This window comes from Leisingera sp. S232 (assembly GCF_049800895.1).
Lineage (GTDB): Bacteria > Pseudomonadota > Alphaproteobacteria > Rhodobacterales > Rhodobacteraceae > Leisingera.
Map to the genome: position 1 here is coordinate 1 of NZ_JBNAFX010000009.1, position 15033 is coordinate 15033.

Sequence of the window (15033 nt, forward strand, 5' to 3'; positions counted from 1 at the left end):
ACTAAGGCAGAACTGGATGGCCGCATCGGAGAAGGTCTCCGGTCGTCCGCGTTTGCCGCATCGCTCGGCGAACCAGGTCATGTCGCGGTCAAACCAGACCAGCAGAGAGCCGCGCTTTCGAAGTGATGCGTTATAGTTGGACCAGTTCGTTGTTCGATAGCGGGAAGAGGCAGGCTTCGGCATGCCGCCGATCTAACCTACGGGATTCGCAAAGTGAATCCTCTACGGCCTTTGTGCAACAACGCCTCTCCAACCACTGCAATGAATTGCTCGATATTCTTTAGACGGGACTTTTGCGTCTTTTCCTGCAGGTTGCCGTTCGAAACCCGGCGGTCCAAAGAGGCTTCGAAGTCAGGCAGATAGCTACGCAGTGTGACATCTGGTTTGCCGTCGCCGAAAGACTGCTCCAGCTCATGCTTTGCATTGGACACGAGTTCTGCTGCCCTCTCGGGTGTTGGAGGGTTCAAATCGAAACGTTGAAGCATTTGAAGCTGCCGCTCAGTATCGTCCTGAGATAGAGAAGTGAGCCTAATTTCGGTTTCAGCCTTCTCAAGTTCCTGAATTGCCCTTCGTGCCGTGTATGCATCCTGTGGAGGCGCCTCCTGCATGGTTTGCGGGATGACGTCGCCGACTTCAGGGCTGTAGGGAAACAGGTATCCCAAGTCGGACAGCCCGAGTTCCTTCACGGCAGTCTGAAACGCGCTGTCCGGCGAAGTCAGCTTAGCCTCCTGGACCTTCCGCAACACCTGTTGTCGCATCACTAGCTCAAGATCACAGCGCTTCTTTTCCGCCTCCCGCAGATCTGTAGTGCCTGCCGAGCGTCTGAGCTGTCTTTGGCCAACAGCCTCTCTCGCATCCTCCGGAACGGTGAGGACGACATAGTATTTCTGGCCTCGACGGCTCACCGTGGCAGGGTGCCAGTTCAACATTTTGCCTCGTGGGTAATGTCGCCTATAGTGTCAGGCGTAATGTCAGTTGTAGTCCCTTCAGAGACTTTCTGACTATATTATCAAGGAAATAAGGTCCATACCGACATGTGGAGGCGAGTACCGGAATCGAACCGGTGTACACGGATTTGCAATCCGCATGTGAGGCCTGTTTCTCAACAGTTTTTGTGTAAACGGACCCCGTTTGTTCACGACGGAAAATCAACGGCTTACAAGAAAACGGTAAACGGTTTTCGGGCTTTTGCAAGTCCCCAAAAAAGAAAAACCGTCGAGGGGGCGGCCACCCACCTCAACGGCTTTGGTATTCAATCTACACAAGACGTTTATCCGTTCGCGGCCCTCAACGCAATCGCGAGGGGTGCCTATGTCTAATATCAACCGCTTTGAATGGCTGAAGGCTGTCCTTCAAGTTAGAAACCTCAACTCAACTGCCAAGCTTGTCGCTTCAGCGTTGTCGGTCCAGTTCGCGAATGATGAAACAGGCCAGCTTAACCCCGGCCTAGCGACTCTTATGGAGTTCCTTGGCTTACCACTTTCAACGCTGAAACGAGCTATCAAGCAGTTGATCGATGCAGGGTGGTTGTCCCGAACCGAAGGGCGGGGCGCTGGCAACTGCACCAGATACAACCTGTTGGCCCCGCAAAAAATCGTCCCGTTCCGTCCAAACAGAAAGGGTCCAGAAGTGAGCCTTTCAGACCAGAAAAAGGGTTCACCCGTGGTTCAAAAAGGGCCCACTGTTGGGCCTTCCTATGAAGAACAATCAATAAAACAAAAGGCGCGGCATTCGCCGTCGCCGGACTTGCCTGCTGATAGGCAGTCCGGCGAGACGCTTCGGTTCGTTCCTGGTGGCGGAGGATACTTTGAGCGGGAATGGGATGATGCGCTCAGGCGATTTGGACTTCCTATGCTGTCGCGAGGTCTGCCCCAAGTCATTGAAAATGGACGCAAAGGGTACACGCTGCCTGATCTATTGCCTGCAAGCCATACAAACCTGGCTTTGCATCAGGAACAAATCAAAACAGTGAAGCGGCTGATGGAAGCGCACGCGCGCCAGTCAAATTTGGCAGTCGCTGCATGATCTAGGGAGGGACAATCATGATCAACGAACAAATTTCTGACTGCTCATTCTCGATTCCTGACGGCTTGAAGATCCCGGCGGCGGCCAAGTCTCATCCCCTGTTGGTGGCGGAGTTGAACTTTGGCGAGGAGGTAACGGAAAACAAATGGCTTTCTGAGCTATTGAAAGGAAAGTCTTTGGCTGAATTTGGCTGCAACTTGGGGCTCAGGGCCGCTTTTCTTGCACCGTACACTCGCCAGATTTTCTGCACTGATCCGGATGGCGTGTGCCTGCGCCTTGCTCGCGAGACCCTGCAACTCAACAAGCGTAGAAATGTCGTGGTGGTGGATCAAATCACGCAAACAGTCTCGGCAGACGCGCTGCTCTGGGACACCCGCCGCTACGGCAACGAATCTCTGCCAGAATTGACCCTGCAGACGGCACTGTTGATTGTAACCGGACCTCTTCCACGAAGCACCGCATCGAAAGTTTTGGACGCGGGCTACGAACACCTCTCCCAATACCATCGAGCAGCGGTGTTTGCCGCACCACGGGGGCAACATGGAGTTCAGTGATCTCTTTAATCTCTCAGACAACGATTATGCGGTGGATCTTCTCACCCGTGTTTTCGGTGGTGTGGTGGAGTTTGTTTCCGGAGAAGGCGGATCTTTGACAGATGGAACGCTGCTCACAGACCTGATTTCGATCTTTAACACGGCGTGCCTTTTGCTCGCCCTGATCGTCGGAAGTTATACGACTTACGTGCTTGTTTTCGATACGGCCGCCGATGGCAAAACTTTCGGCAACCAATCGGACACAAAGTACACCATTGTTCGCATTCTTGTGGGGGCAATTGCGTTTGTTCCCATCCAAGGCGGGCTAACCGTGGCGCAACTTGTTCTGATCTGGCTGAGCGTCCAGGGATCGGCTTTGGGCGACGTGGCATGGCGTAAAGCCGCAGATGGCGCGCTGCGGAATGAGCCTGTCCTCGCTGCAGGTGTGCCGCTTTCGGAAACCGACTATCTGATCAATCAACAGTTCGCGAATACGCTCTATGCGCTCACCCACGGCGAACTGTGTCAACGCCAAATGGATCGCCTCGCAGTCCTCGCACAGAGGCCAGCAGGTACAACTCAGCGCATTGTAGATTCCGACAGTTTTGGAGTTACGCGAACGGGTTTTCTGGGAATAAACTCGACAGAATACACACACCTGGAACGTCAGATCTATTACTCGGATGAGGGCGGATCTTATGGTCGCGCCGACAATCTCTGCGCCAGCGTTTCGCACCAGGTCGAATACATTGCAGCCGTAGATGGCGAAAACAGCGCCGACTTCGCAACCCGCGTTGGTTCGGGTGTTCTGCTCAATCGATACCAAGCCGCTGACGGCGCGATTACCAGCAATCTGCTGCCTGTGGCATCCCAAATCGCAAATTTGATTTTCAACGGAGAGCGCGACCGGGACGCCATCCAAACCTTGATGGATGACGCTGTCTCGAATGCTTTTGCTAACTACATGGCCGGTATCACATCTGGGGGCTTGTCGAATGCCGAATATGAGGCGCTTCATGCTGATCTGCTCGACGAGGTGGATACCCTCGGCTGGCCGTTTGCATTGAACTGGCAGCGCGGCATTACAATGGCCGCTTACACAACGACCGGAAATGCTGCCGAGCTTCAAATCTACACCAATTTCGACAATGGCATAAACGATTATTTTGGCGGGCTGCTGTCGCGAATGACGGGTTCTGTCGATGCCGCGATGTTCCAGAAGGTCAATGATGACTTCGGATTTCTGGAGCAATTCGAAGGTTTTGTGATCGAGCTGGGCACCTATAGACCTGGCGCGACAGCTACTGTAGTGAACGCTGGGAACAGCGACACCAGCGGGTGGTTCTATCGTCTCTATCAGGTTTTACTTGAAGTCTTCACGGTCACTGATGGCGGCGACACTGCGATCTATCTCGATCCGATGGCGGACGTAATCACCGTCGGCAAACAAATCTCGGCCGTTGGCGGGACAATGATTGCCGTTGGAGCTGTTGCGGATGGTGTTTCGATGTTTGGCGGGCTTGCAAAGGGTCTCGGATATGTAGCCGAATATCTGCTTTACCCGGTCGGATGGGCGCTGCTGCTGTTCGGTTTTGTATTGATTGCGATCATACCAGCGATACCGCTTGTATACTTCTTTGCTGCTGTGTTGTCCTGGCTGCTGACAGTCATTGAAGTCCTGTTTGCAGCGCCGTTGGCCGTTCTCGCATACTTCGCGCCCGCCCGAGATGGAACGCTAATCGGCCCGATGGCAGGTATAATGACCTCGATCCTTGGAGCGGCTCTGCGACCGCTGTTCATAATCGCGGGTTTTATTGCGAGCCTGATCGTCATGCGGATCGGAATGGATTTTCTGTTCCTGATGTTCTCGGGCTTCCTTGGTTTCATGACGGCGGGTGGGTCCTGGTTCACAGTGATCATTCTTGTTGGTTTGGTCTGCATGTATGTCCTGGTAACGCTCTACCTGGTCATTGTGGCATCCAGTCTGATCACAGAGCTGGGTGATCGCGTACTTTCTCTCGCCGGGATGCTCACTGAAAGAGCGAACACCATGAACCTTGAATCCAACGTGGTTGGCACAGCCGCACCCACACGGATCATCAGCAATCAAGCAGCTGCCGTGGGACGTGTGACCAAGGCCGGTGTCGGCCATAGCGCGCAGCGCCTCCTCAAAGGTCCAAAATCGAAAGGAAACCGATGATGAAAAAGACAATCATCGCAATATTGGCATTGTCGGTTCTGGCCGGATGCAAAGATGACAACCCGAGCGCTGAGGATATTGAACAAGGCTATTTGAACGGGATTGAGGCCGACAAAGCTGCCGCTCTGGCGCAATACGGTTCAATCGAAAACATGCCAGCTGGCTTGCAACTCTCGTTGAAAATGCGTGCCAGGAACGTAAAGCTGACCTCGTGCGAAGAGCATCCAACCAATGTTGGTTATCTGTGCATCTACAATTTCGACCTGCTCCGCGATGATGGCTTTGTGGTGCAGGCAGGCATCAAAGATATTCGTGGGCATGTCTTCAAAGGTGATGCCGGTTGGCTTGTCGAGGAGGTCGCGCAATGACCGCGTTTCTTGATAACCTGCTGTTCGACATGGCAACCACGTTCTTTCGCCCGTTCACCGCTCTAAAAAGGGGATGGGACGAGAGGCTGGGTCGGCGGTATCTCGGCGCGGCTTGGGCGCTCGTCCTGTTTTTGCTGGCTTGGGGTTTTCTGCTGAGTCTTGCCGTAGACGACATTCCAGGCAGCAACATTGGCACCGTATTTTATCTGGCGTCGATTGTCCTGATCCTTTGGTCCATCACTACCAGCTATGCGGCTCTATTGGTCCTGGCGATGTTCGTGATTTCGGCTCTGCGCAAGCCGAAGAGCCGATAGCTAGAAAGGGAAACTGATCATGCCCAACAAGCAGCGCACTCCGACAACCAGCCCGTTCCAGGTAAAGTGTCCCCACTGCGGGACCATCGCTAAGAGTTGGCATCACACGACAAAGTACATGCCCAAGGGCGAAACGCGCGGTGTTGCATGGTGTGAGTGTGGTCGCACTGGGGCCGACAGCGCGGGAGTGAAAGGCGTGGGCCGGGTGATCGAGGGATGAACAGCAAATTCAATCCAACTTCCGAGGACCTGGCGATTGCTCCCCGATTAGAGCGATGGGCAAAAATTCGGGATTCCAGATCCACACGTTTGCGCGGTGAAGTGACAGGGCACCCAGTTTTGGATGATCAACGGATCTTCACCTCGCCCCTTCTTGTGCTCGATCGTTGCAAACAATGGGCGCGAACGACCTCGCGTTTTTATGTCTTAGGAGAACCCGCCTACAAACAACCAACAGAGCTTGAAATTGCCCGCCGACGCCGCCAACTCCAAGACCATCGCGAACGGCTCGTCGAGGGAAAGCCCGTTCAGCTCCACACGCTCTCAGATATCCCAAACATTGCGCGTGCCGTTGCCCGTCACACAGCCGCCACGGAACTGGATGGGTGCGCTATTCTGGCCATCATGGAATCCGCGCATCCCATAGAGATGGCGGCGCTGGATGATGCTGAGGAACGGTTACTCAACCAACTTAAGGTGCAGCGCGATGGCATGCTTTTCTGACCAACAGGAATCCTGCACCACCGCCTGGCCAACCCTCCGATATTTGAGGTCTCCGGGCTGCCCAGGCTCCCCGCAAAATCCGCACCGACATCGCCCGCCACAAGGCAGGGGAGGAGTGGGTTTTGCGCCGTCCACCAGGACGGCTCGCAAGGATCGAAGATCTGCGCAGGCTGGAAGCCGGAGTGCTGGGGTTGAGGGGATGCTTCCCCCACCCGCTGTTTTGGGATTCCGCAGGAGGGCCCCAAAACGGATAGCGGGTCTCCCTTTTGGAACAAAGGGGAGATTAGGGGCGCAAAAATGACCAAAGGGAAAAGTGGTTCATTCAGAGCCAATAGTCTGACGACAAGCGATCTATCCGCAATGGAAAGCCATGAACTGCGCAATGATTTGGCGGGCCAGAAAAGGAGCGTACGAAAAGGCCCAGATGGCGAGCCGGTACCTCCCCTTTTGTATGATCCATATGGCACCGGGCTAACCAAGGGTGGACTCGTCAAGGCTCACGCAGAACACATCGACGGTGCCCGAGTTAACAAAGGTGCATCCAAGATCGCACGTCATGCCTTTCTGCAGTTCCCAACAGATCTCGATATCACTCCGGAGACTGAACAGATGATGCTCGATCAGGCCGTCGAGTTCGTAAATCAAACCCACGGTGGCCGAGCGGTTTTTCGTGGGCGACTTGATCGAGATGAGGAAGGCAGACACGGGGTCGATGTATTCTTTGCGCCGCGTTACGCCAAGACAACAAAGCGCGGCACCAAAGACTGGATCAGCCTCACCAAATTCGGAAAAGAACGGGCCGTCGAAATCTTCGGGCAAAAGCCGCTTCGGAAGAAGAACAATGAAGGGAAGTTCAAACCAGTTGAAGGCGACGACGGCAACGCGGTGATGGTCGATTGCGATAGCCAATACTATCAGGGGCGGGCGTTTCAGGATCTATGGTTCGAGCATCTGCACGACCAAGTCGGGTTGGATTGGGTGGAACGCGGGAAAAAGAAAGTGGGCCGCGATCAGGACCGGTTGGAGGTCGAGGAATTTAAGTTCCAGCGGGAACGCGAGAAGCTGGATCAGGAACGATTGGCGCAGAACCAAGACCTGGAGGAAGCGCAAAGGCAAGCTCAGGAGACATGGGAAGATGCATCCGATGCCCTGGACCAGTTGTACGCTGCAAAAAATGAGGCGGATGCTATCCGCGAAAAAGCCTACCAAGAAGGCCTGAAAGATGCTGAGCGCTCCATACAGTCAGAAATCGACCAGAGATGGGCCAAACATGGGGAACAGCGCTCGGAAGCTTTTGCAGAGGCTGAAGAACGCGCCTGGGAAAGGATCAAAGGTCGGATTGACGAGCTGGTCACTGAGAGAGCCTCCGAGCGTCTCCAGAAGGCCGAAAAGAAGGCTGAGGCCGCAATAGGTCGCCAACGGGCCCTCAAGCGTGCCCTAGACATGGTATGGGTTGTTCTGAGGCGTCTCATCGGTAGAGAAGATCTAGCAGCGGTAAAGGCAGCCCATGAAGCTGAACTTTCTAAGCCTGCAAAGGAGTTCAAACTTCGTGGGCCAGAGGGTCCTTAGCCTGAACAAACCTTTAGCGCCAGTGACTTATCACTCAGTTGCATCGGCAAACGAAAAGCATGTGCTACGTGGGGCAAAATCTATCAACCGACAGACTTTCCTATATAGGAAAAGGGGGAATGGTCACTGACAAACGGCTCAAGCCGCATACCTTGCAGAGCCCACTGTAACTCGATCGCCAGCGAAAGCACTTGGGACCATGCGACTTTCGCCTCACGAAACCGAGCGTATCCCGGTTGGCAGGTTTTACAGGAAAGCTTGGAAGTGAAGTATGCGACATCACCATGCAGAATCTGATCGGCTAAGGCCTCGGAGCCAGGGAGCTCCGAGTGGAATACGGGAAGCGTGCCAAAGGCTTCACGAATCTCAGCAGCTTCGGCGGCACCGTGGCGATGGCCGGTGATCAGACCAAGGATGTGTTCAGGACAATCAAACTGTTCACTGATACCCTGCGATGAGAAGCGCGCCTCCAGCGGCCCTGTGGCAGGCACTACAATCAGATCGGCCTTCGCAAGTGCCATCGACCGGGCATCTTCGGGATAGGCTTGTGTATCTATGAGAACGATATCAAAGCCGCGCGATGCAGCGGCAGCCAAAGCATCCTCAACGCGCTCGTCTGTCGAGCATTCGGCCAGTTCCAGTTGAGGCGGCCGTAACCGACAGGCCTCCATCGCAGTCAGCCATGTCTGTAATGTGGTAGGCTCCTGACACTTTGGGCCCCGGCAGGTCTGACTGGTGCAATCCATCACCATCACACGCTTGCCCAAAGCCAGAAACCCCGACGCCAGCGCCATAACAGCTGTTGTCCTGCCGGACCCGCCCTTGGATGCATGAATGGTGATTTTGTGCATACCGCATACCCCAACTAGTCAGTAGTATTTCGCACTTGATAAAAACGAAGCGGGCGGTCCGCAATCGTATTGCGCATATGCCCCTAGACGCCATAAGTGCTTTTCCTTCAGTCAGTTTGCATAGCGGTTTCCACCTGTATGGGTAAATGGATATGCGGCTCGTAGCTCAGGCGACAGTCGTCGAATTATAACAATATCCGCTTTGCCTTCTTATCTGCACAGAAGTATCCCATCGTACGAATTCGGTTCACGCCTTCGATGTCAACGTTTCTGCGCGTGAAGACCGGCATTATGTCGCTGCGATGCAACCGAATAGGGGTTGACTTGATGCACATAAATCTATGTGATGACGTCCAAGTTTTGACCCCGATTGCCGGTAATATGACCTATGATGAGTTCCAATCCGAACTTGAGCGTGCAGATTTGAGCGTTCGCGCTTTTGCTGAACTTATCGGTATGCGGCCAAATTCGATTTCCAATTACGCAAAGGCGGGCGAGGTACCTTCCCATCTCGCAATTATCGTAACATTGGTAGCAGAGCTCGCCAACAGAGCTGTAGACTATAAGGCTCTTATCGCCCGGTTAGAGATCTCACCAAAGCTACCACGTGGTGCTGCCTGTAATGGCGAATTTCGTGGCGACCTTCGATCAGAATCGGAACGCCAAGGCAAGTTGGATCTGTCTTGATGTTTCTAATGCAAGAGAACCTCTGTTTGGCTGGCGGTAGCCCTTTGTCTCCATTACGTGACCTGAGAACCTTTGATCTCAAGGCGCTGCTTATCGTGTTTGAAGGCCTGGATGCGGTCAAGGCGGAGGTCGCCTGTGCTTGATCTCGCCAAAACCATAACCGAATTCGGGGGAGATGAGGGGGCGTTACACTTTCTCGATGAACCAGGGCCAGATCTCCTATCTTACGCGACCCTGCTAGGGCATTCTCGTGATAAGGACGAGCTGTTGCCGGTCATTCGAGCAGTTTACGAATGGCAAGGCGCTCCCCTTATGTTTCTCGTCGACTCTCAGGAGGTTGAGGATAGTCCAGAAAAGCTTCTAGCCATTCGCCGTCTGCTCGCGATGCGTGGCGATGCGCCATATCTTGGCGTAGCCGCACCTGGCCGCCTCGAAGTGTATCGGGTCGCTCTCGATCAGAAGAAAATTCATGAAGCTCGCGTGAATGACAGGGTAATAGGCGGCCTACCGCGAGCTTTGACACTGCCCCATCTTGCGAATGAGCGCCCGGGCGCAGCTCTGGCCAATCAGCACTGGATTTCACAAGTCGTTCTGCGTCTGCTCACAGAAGCTATCAACGAACTGATCCGCTTGGACAACGTTAGCCATGAAGATGCGATTTCCCTAGTCGGGCGTGCACTATTTGCCAGATTCCTTGCCGACCGAGCTCTTCTGCCTCATGCAATGGATAAGAATGCTGCGACACTTTTTGACGACCCAAGTAGCGCCAAAACAACTTCGAACTGGCTTGACCAGACATTTAACGGTGATTTGCTTCCTTTGGGCGATAGCATTTTTGCAGCCCTTCCGGACGAAGCCTGCATTGTTCTAGGCAATATAATGCGCCGTGCGGATGGTCGTCAGCTGCATCTAGGTTGGGAAGAGCGATGGGACCGCCTAGACTTTGCGCACATCCCCGTAGGCGTTCTTAGTCAGGCGTACGAATTATATCTGCGTGAACACTCCCCAGTACGCCAACGACGCGAAGGAGGTTACTATACGCCACGTCCGATCGCCGATCTCGTCGTACGTGCAGCCTTTGCTGGGCTCCAAGATCAAAGCGGCCCAGAGAATGCGCGTGTGCTTGATCCTGCAGCTGGCGCGGGCGTTTTTCTTCTTACGGCCTTTCGGGAGCTTGTAGCTGCTAAATGGCGCAGCACAGGTGTCCGTCCAGGCACAGAAGAACTGCGCCAAATCCTATATGGTCAAATCTCTGGCTTTGACATCAATGAGGCGGCACTGCGGTTCGGCGCGCTCGGTCTTTATTTGATGTCGATCGAGCTAGACCCGGACCCGCAACCGGTAGACAAACTCCGCTTTACCAATCTGAGAGGCCACGTCCTGTATCTCCTTTCTGATCCTAGCGACGCGGCTGCGTCTGGATTAGGTAGTTTGGGGCCACTCGTTGGCCCTGAACATCACCATCGCTACGATGTCGTGATAGGAAACCCACCTTGGGCGACGAGTACCAAGCTTGCGAATTGGTCTTTCATAAACAAACTCACTTCGCAGATTGCTCAAGACCGCGGGGTCGAAGGTGCGCCAGCTTTGTTACCAAACGAAGTGCTTGACCTTCCCTTCGTCTGGCGAGCGATGGAGTGGGCAAAGCCAGAGGGGCAAATCGCATTCGCTCTACACGCCCGATTGCTTTTCCAGCAAGGGGATGGAATGCCCGGGGCGCGCGCGGCAATTTTCGACGCGCTCGAAGTCACATCCGTTATCAACGGTGCAGAATTGCGTCAGACTAAAGTTTGGCCAGAGATTACCGCACCATTCTGTCTGCTTTTTGCACGAAACCGAGTTAAGCCTCCCGAGGCTGGGTTCAGGTTCATTAGCCCTCATCGAGAAAGCTCTTTAAACGGAGCGGGTCGGATGCGCATCGATGCGCTCAACGCAGAGCCTGTCGCCGCTGAACGTCTCGGGCAAACGCCTGAGCTTTTCAAGATCCTATTTAGGGGGTCAGTAGCGGATGCGACGATCATTGAGCGGTTGCGTAGTCGGGGTCACCCGACATTTGAGGCTTTGTGGAAAGCTGAAGTGGGGGAAGGTAATCGGGGACGTTTGGCTGGCGCTGGAAGTGGTTATCAGACACTGAAAAACAGTAGTAGGGTACGAAAGAATGGAGATGGCAAGCCAGGTGTTGACGCCGCCTATTTGCATGGCTTTCCGGATCTAACAGTAGCAGCGTTGGCAAGTGTTTTGGTTGATGCTGGGTCGCTTCTAGATTTTCGACATGAGCGAATTCATGATCCAAGAAGGGCTGAGATATTTAAAGGCCCATTGATGCTTCTCCATCAATCCCCTCCTGCAGGTCAGGAGCGTATCACTACAGCGGTTTGTGAAACCGACATTGCTTATAACGAGTCCTTTTATGGTTATAGCCCCGGCCAACACCCGCAGGGTGGGCTTTTGGTGCGCTATCTGGCGCTCATTCTTGGCAGCCGTTTCGCACTGTGGTGGGCACTCATGACAAGTGGGAAATTCGGTGTGGAGCGCGAGGTTGTAGAAAAGGCTTCGCTTGAGCAGATACCGATTCCACCTCTAAATTCACTCGACAAAGAGCAATTGAATTCCATTGAAGGTATTTTTGCATCTCTCGAGAATGGCACCAAAGCATGGGAAGATGTCGATCAATGGGTTACGTCTCTCTACGGGCTTTCTGAGCGTGATCTTCAGACAATTGAAGATACCCTAACATTCAATCTTCCTTATGCAGACAATAAGGCTGGGGCCGAAGCGCCGCCATCTCCCCAGGCGCGTTCGATGTTCTGCGAGGTGCTCGCAAATGAGCTCAGCCCTTGGGCAAAGCGCTTCGGCACAATAGTTAGCGTTAGAGCAGTAAGTGTTAGTCCGCTTTCACCTTGGTACTGCATTGAGATTTTGACAGATACAGATTTTGATCACCCCTATGAAGGTTCTAGTGATTTGATTGCAATCTTGCAGGCGGCTGATGCTCTCGCCGCAACTGAAACAGAGCTTCGCCTCGCGCCTAACCATCTCCTTCACGCGCGCCTTGCGCAATCTCGATACTGGACCAAGACAAGAGCACGACTTCTCGCAAAACAAATCGTTTGGAGCCATTTAGACCTCCTTAAGTCTCGGAAGTCGGCTTGAGTACCTCTGTGTCAAACGCCAGTTTCGATCAGGTTGCAGCGCTCGTCAGCGGGGTCAAGTTGCCACTAGAGCCAATCGGCGAGGAATTCCTTGATATCGTTGTGGAAGGGCTCACTAGCGCGTTTGAGGATGCTCGTGCTGCAGCGCCTACCACTGTTGCCAACGAAAGCGAAGCGGCGGTTACGGCCCTTTTGGAGACTCACCTCAATCGAAAAATTGATGAAGACCCATTTTGGGGAACGCTGGTGGCTAGCGTCGGGCGCGGTACAGAAAGTGTCAATTTTGACGGTACGAAGCTAGAAAAACGCCCAGACCTCTCCATCACCTTTTCAGAACGTAGTCGGCGTTTCCCGCTGATTGTCGAAGCAAAAATCGTTGATCATCAATCTGGTAAGACCTCAAAGCTCTACTGCGACAATGGTATTGAGCGGTTTTTGAACGGTGACTACGCATGGGGATGCCAAGAGGCATTCATGCTAGCCTACGTAAGAGATACTTCGTCTCAATTGAGTACTTTGCAGGCTCGTCTATTGCCGACAAATAATTCTGTTGAACTACCGTATGCCACGCTCGAGGGCCCGTCGAAACGCTGTACTGGTGGCGGAGAATTGGCCATCACGCGCCATTCGCGCGCTTTCAACTATCCGTGTCAGCCTGCACCAGATCACAAACCTGGCGATATCCACTTATGGCACCTATGGTTGAGTTGACCGAGGGAAACCTAGGCGATTCTACTTCATAGTTAGGGATATTGCGATGACAGAAATAGAAAAGGACGACCAGCGCCTAATTACAATTCAAGATACAATCTGGGAGAGAATTACCTCGGACCCCGTCTATGAAAGCTATTCCGAGGTGGCTGCCGGTCAAACCGTAAAGACCAAGCCTCAACAGCGGGTAATGCGATACGATAACCTTACCATCAGCGGCATGCTAGAGGTTGTCTTTAATGGCAATATGTCCTCGGATGATTACAACCTGATTATTGTCGACAACGACCTAGTCATCCGGGACGGTGGTTCGATTGTGACTAATCAAAACCTAGCAATCCGTGCACGACGGTTCAAATCTGAGCAGGGTGAGATCACAGTTGGGGCTGAAGGTGTGCCAGAGCCTGGAGAGAGCTTCTACAAGCGCGCGCTTGATGGTCGAAACGGTCCCAACCCTGGCCGAAAGGGCCATAAGGGGGATGATGCTTCGCTCAAGTATTCTGCGCGTGAAGGTGGTGAAGGAGTTAAAGGTGATAGCGGCACTGATGGTATGGATGGGGAAAACGGTGGAGATGGACGACACGGATTGCACTCAGGAAACTTGAGTATTGTTGTCGACAAGTTTCACCCTGATACAGAGTTGCAGATAACAGCCTATGGTGGTCGGGGTGGTGACGGAGGTCGCGGCCAGGATGGCGGGCACGGTGGGTCTGGAAACAAAGGTGGAATGGGCGGTGATGGTGGAGATTCAAACCTACCTCGTGGCGCAGCAAGGGGTGGTAAGGCTGGAGAGGGTGGCGATGCCGGAAAAGGTGGTGATGCCGGTCGTGGTGGGCGACCTGGTAACGGCGGTGACGGAGGGGAAATCAGTATCGCCTACCGCACCAAAGGGTCACGCCCATTCTTGGTAACAGCCTTTAATCGCGGCGGCGCAGCTGGCAATCCTGGGCAGCACGGTGCGCCCGGCATTCCGGGAACACCTGGAGAGCCCGGGGAGCGAGGTTTTGGTGGTAAGGGGCGCTACGGACATAGTGATGGCGAAAGAGGTGAGCCAAACAGGCGTGGCCTATCTAAAGCCAAAGGTGCCAGTTATGAAACGCCAATTGGCCCAGGTGAACCCGGAGAAAACGGCAATCCAAATGTGGGTGCTAAATACAAGAAGGATCCAGCAATTTGGCCCTTTGCAACTGTACTGAGTGAAGAGGAACTGCAGGAGGTGTTTGATGCTTACCTTTAAGAGCGGGGTTCTGAGTGCGTATTCCGACAAGGCTTTTGGCACGGATTTTGACTTCCGCTATGTCAATACCTCAGCCATCCCCAACATATGGGAGATTGGGGATTCAGATGGGTACGTTCAGTATGACAGCAAAAACACCCTCAACATCCAATCAAACCATGAGTTTGTGGGGCTTGTGGTTCCACGCATTCCAACGTCCAATAATCCAGAAAGTGATTTCATTTGGATCAGAAAACCTGCTCCAGAGTACAAGGTCACATTATTTTTGGTGAAAGGCCACAATGAGCCAACTTTTGTTTACTCATGCCTGAGCCGGGACGTTTCATCACAGGTGGCAGACAGTCGAGTGATTGAAGTCGCGGGAGAGCGCCATATTCCAGTGGAAATCAACCTGCACTCCCAGACATCACAGTACATTGGGCTTCAGGGCGGTTCCGGTGAGACTTGGCTCCTAAGGGGCTCAATGGCGGCGTTTCCGATCGACGACGAAGACTGGTGAAGCGACGCCTGGAGAACTCCGGGCGTCACACAAAGGCAGTGCGACACCGTCGCAACTGCAAGCCTAGAGGTCGAGGCAGACATCTCGATCGAACAGTTGGTAGATAACTTTGATGCCCATCTGCGGCTCACAGAGCATTTGACAGTTCCTTTTTCTGATAAAAG

Annotated in this window: 15 protein-coding genes; 12 read left to right on the top strand and 3 right to left on the bottom strand. The window is 53.6% G+C overall.

Annotated features, from left to right (window positions below):
* Together ACP151_RS08180 and ACP151_RS08185 are read right to left on the bottom strand one after the other, a co-directional pair.
* A partial coding sequence (locus ACP151_RS08180) for a transposase (RefSeq protein ID WP_424976771.1) occupies window positions 1-183 on the bottom strand: 183 nt, incomplete at its 3' end.
* 14 nt (window positions 184-197) lie between these two features.
* Entirely contained in the window at window positions 198-929 is a 732-nt protein-coding gene (locus tag ACP151_RS08185; RefSeq protein ID WP_424978397.1) for a DUF6538 domain-containing protein, read from the bottom strand.
* 382 nt (window positions 930-1311) lie between these two features.
* Between ACP151_RS08185 and ACP151_RS08190 the strand changes: the two genes are divergently transcribed.
* From ACP151_RS08190 to ACP151_RS08220, 7 genes are all read left to right on the top strand, one after another.
* Window positions 1312-2025: a helix-turn-helix domain-containing protein gene (locus tag ACP151_RS08190; RefSeq protein ID WP_424978399.1), complete on the top strand. Its 714-nt coding sequence runs from the start codon at window positions 1312-1314 to the stop codon at window positions 2023-2025.
* Between the two features lie 17 nt (window positions 2026-2042).
* Complete coding sequence (locus ACP151_RS08195) at window positions 2043-2579, top strand: hypothetical protein (RefSeq protein WP_424978400.1); 537 nt, start codon at window positions 2043-2045, stop codon at window positions 2577-2579.
* Window positions 2566-4758 carry a DotA/TraY family protein gene (locus ACP151_RS08200; protein WP_424978402.1) on the top strand — a complete coding sequence of 731 codons (2193 nt, stop codon included), beginning with the start codon at window positions 2566-2568 and terminating at the stop codon, window positions 4756-4758. The genes ACP151_RS08195 and ACP151_RS08200 overlap by 14 nt, the downstream gene beginning before the upstream one ends.
* Window positions 4758-5126, top strand: a complete 369-nt coding sequence (locus tag ACP151_RS08205; protein WP_424978403.1) for a hypothetical protein — start codon at window positions 4758-4760, stop codon at window positions 5124-5126. Before ACP151_RS08200 ends, ACP151_RS08205 begins: the two co-directional genes overlap by 1 nt.
* Entirely contained in the window at window positions 5123-5440 is a 318-nt protein-coding gene (locus tag ACP151_RS08210) for a hypothetical protein (protein ID WP_424978404.1), read from the top strand. Before ACP151_RS08205 ends, ACP151_RS08210 begins: the two co-directional genes overlap by 4 nt.
* Before the next feature lie 216 nt (window positions 5441-5656).
* A complete protein-coding gene (locus ACP151_RS08215) occupies window positions 5657-6163 on the top strand; it encodes a DUF6634 family protein (RefSeq protein ID WP_424978405.1) in 507 nt (168 codons plus the stop codon).
* A 297-nt stretch (window positions 6164-6460) separates the two neighbouring features.
* Window positions 6461-7732, top strand: a complete 1272-nt coding sequence (locus ACP151_RS08220; protein ID WP_424978406.1) for a hypothetical protein — start codon at window positions 6461-6463, stop codon at window positions 7730-7732.
* Window positions 7733-7815: 83 nt separating this feature from the next.
* Here ACP151_RS08220 and ACP151_RS08225 read toward each other — a convergent pair whose 3' ends face one another.
* Window positions 7816-8583, bottom strand: coding sequence for an AAA family ATPase (locus ACP151_RS08225; RefSeq protein WP_424978407.1), 768 nt, complete (start codon window positions 8581-8583; stop codon window positions 7816-7818).
* Window positions 8584-8964: 381 nt separating this feature from the next.
* Between ACP151_RS08225 and ACP151_RS08230 the strand changes: the two genes are divergently transcribed.
* The 5 genes from ACP151_RS08230 to ACP151_RS08250 all read left to right on the top strand — a co-directional run bounded on the left by ACP151_RS08230 (window position 8965) and on the right by ACP151_RS08250 (window position 14869).
* On the top strand, window positions 8965-9270 hold the full coding sequence (locus tag ACP151_RS08230; protein WP_424978408.1) for a hypothetical protein: 306 nt from the start codon (window positions 8965-8967) through the stop codon (window positions 9268-9270).
* 135 nt (window positions 9271-9405) lie between these two features.
* A complete protein-coding gene (locus tag ACP151_RS08235) occupies window positions 9406-12423 on the top strand; it encodes an HsdM family class I SAM-dependent methyltransferase (protein WP_424978409.1) in 3018 nt (1005 codons plus the stop codon).
* Window positions 12420-13133, top strand: a complete 714-nt coding sequence (locus tag ACP151_RS08240; protein ID WP_424978410.1) for a hypothetical protein — start codon at window positions 12420-12422, stop codon at window positions 13131-13133. The genes ACP151_RS08235 and ACP151_RS08240 overlap by 4 nt, the downstream gene beginning before the upstream one ends.
* 46 nt (window positions 13134-13179) lie before the next feature.
* The gene (locus tag ACP151_RS08245; RefSeq protein WP_424978412.1) at window positions 13180-14370 is read left to right on the top strand and encodes a collagen-like triple helix repeat-containing protein; all 1191 of its coding nucleotides are present in this window, start codon (window positions 13180-13182) and stop codon (window positions 14368-14370) included.
* Window positions 14357-14869 carry a hypothetical protein gene (locus ACP151_RS08250; RefSeq protein WP_424978413.1) on the top strand — a complete coding sequence of 171 codons (513 nt, stop codon included), beginning with the start codon at window positions 14357-14359 and terminating at the stop codon, window positions 14867-14869. The genes ACP151_RS08245 and ACP151_RS08250 overlap by 14 nt, the downstream gene beginning before the upstream one ends.
* The last annotated feature ends 164 nt before the right edge of the window (window positions 14870-15033 follow it).

Bases quoted from the DNA above. Each gene is read 5' to 3' on its own strand.
- ACP151_RS08195 (WP_424978400.1), top strand. From the start codon at position 2,043: ATGATCAACGAACAAATTTCTGACTGCTCATTCTCGATTCCTGACGGC.
- ACP151_RS08215 (WP_424978405.1), top strand. From the start codon at position 5,657: ATGAACAGCAAATTCAATCCAACTTCCGAGGACCTGGCGATTGCTCCC.
- ACP151_RS08190 (WP_424978399.1), top strand. From the start codon at position 1,312: ATGTCTAATATCAACCGCTTTGAATGGCTGAAGGCTGTCCTTCAAGTT.
- ACP151_RS08185 (WP_424978397.1), bottom strand. From the start codon at position 929: ATGTTGAACTGGCACCCTGCCACGGTGAGCCGTCGAGGCCAGAAATAC.
- ACP151_RS08225 (WP_424978407.1), bottom strand. From the start codon at position 8,583: ATGCACAAAATCACCATTCATGCATCCAAGGGCGGGTCCGGCAGGACA.
- ACP151_RS08250 (WP_424978413.1), top strand. From the start codon at position 14,357: ATGCTTACCTTTAAGAGCGGGGTTCTGAGTGCGTATTCCGACAAGGCT.
- ACP151_RS08205 (WP_424978403.1), top strand. From the start codon at position 4,758: ATGAAAAAGACAATCATCGCAATATTGGCATTGTCGGTTCTGGCCGGA.
- ACP151_RS08210 (WP_424978404.1), top strand. From the start codon at position 5,123: ATGACCGCGTTTCTTGATAACCTGCTGTTCGACATGGCAACCACGTTC.
- ACP151_RS08220 (WP_424978406.1), top strand. From the start codon at position 6,461: ATGACCAAAGGGAAAAGTGGTTCATTCAGAGCCAATAGTCTGACGACA.
- ACP151_RS08245 (WP_424978412.1), top strand. From the start codon at position 13,180: ATGACAGAAATAGAAAAGGACGACCAGCGCCTAATTACAATTCAAGAT.
- ACP151_RS08200 (WP_424978402.1), top strand. From the start codon at position 2,566: ATGGAGTTCAGTGATCTCTTTAATCTCTCAGACAACGATTATGCGGTG.
- ACP151_RS08230 (WP_424978408.1), top strand. From the start codon at position 8,965: ATGACCTATGATGAGTTCCAATCCGAACTTGAGCGTGCAGATTTGAGC.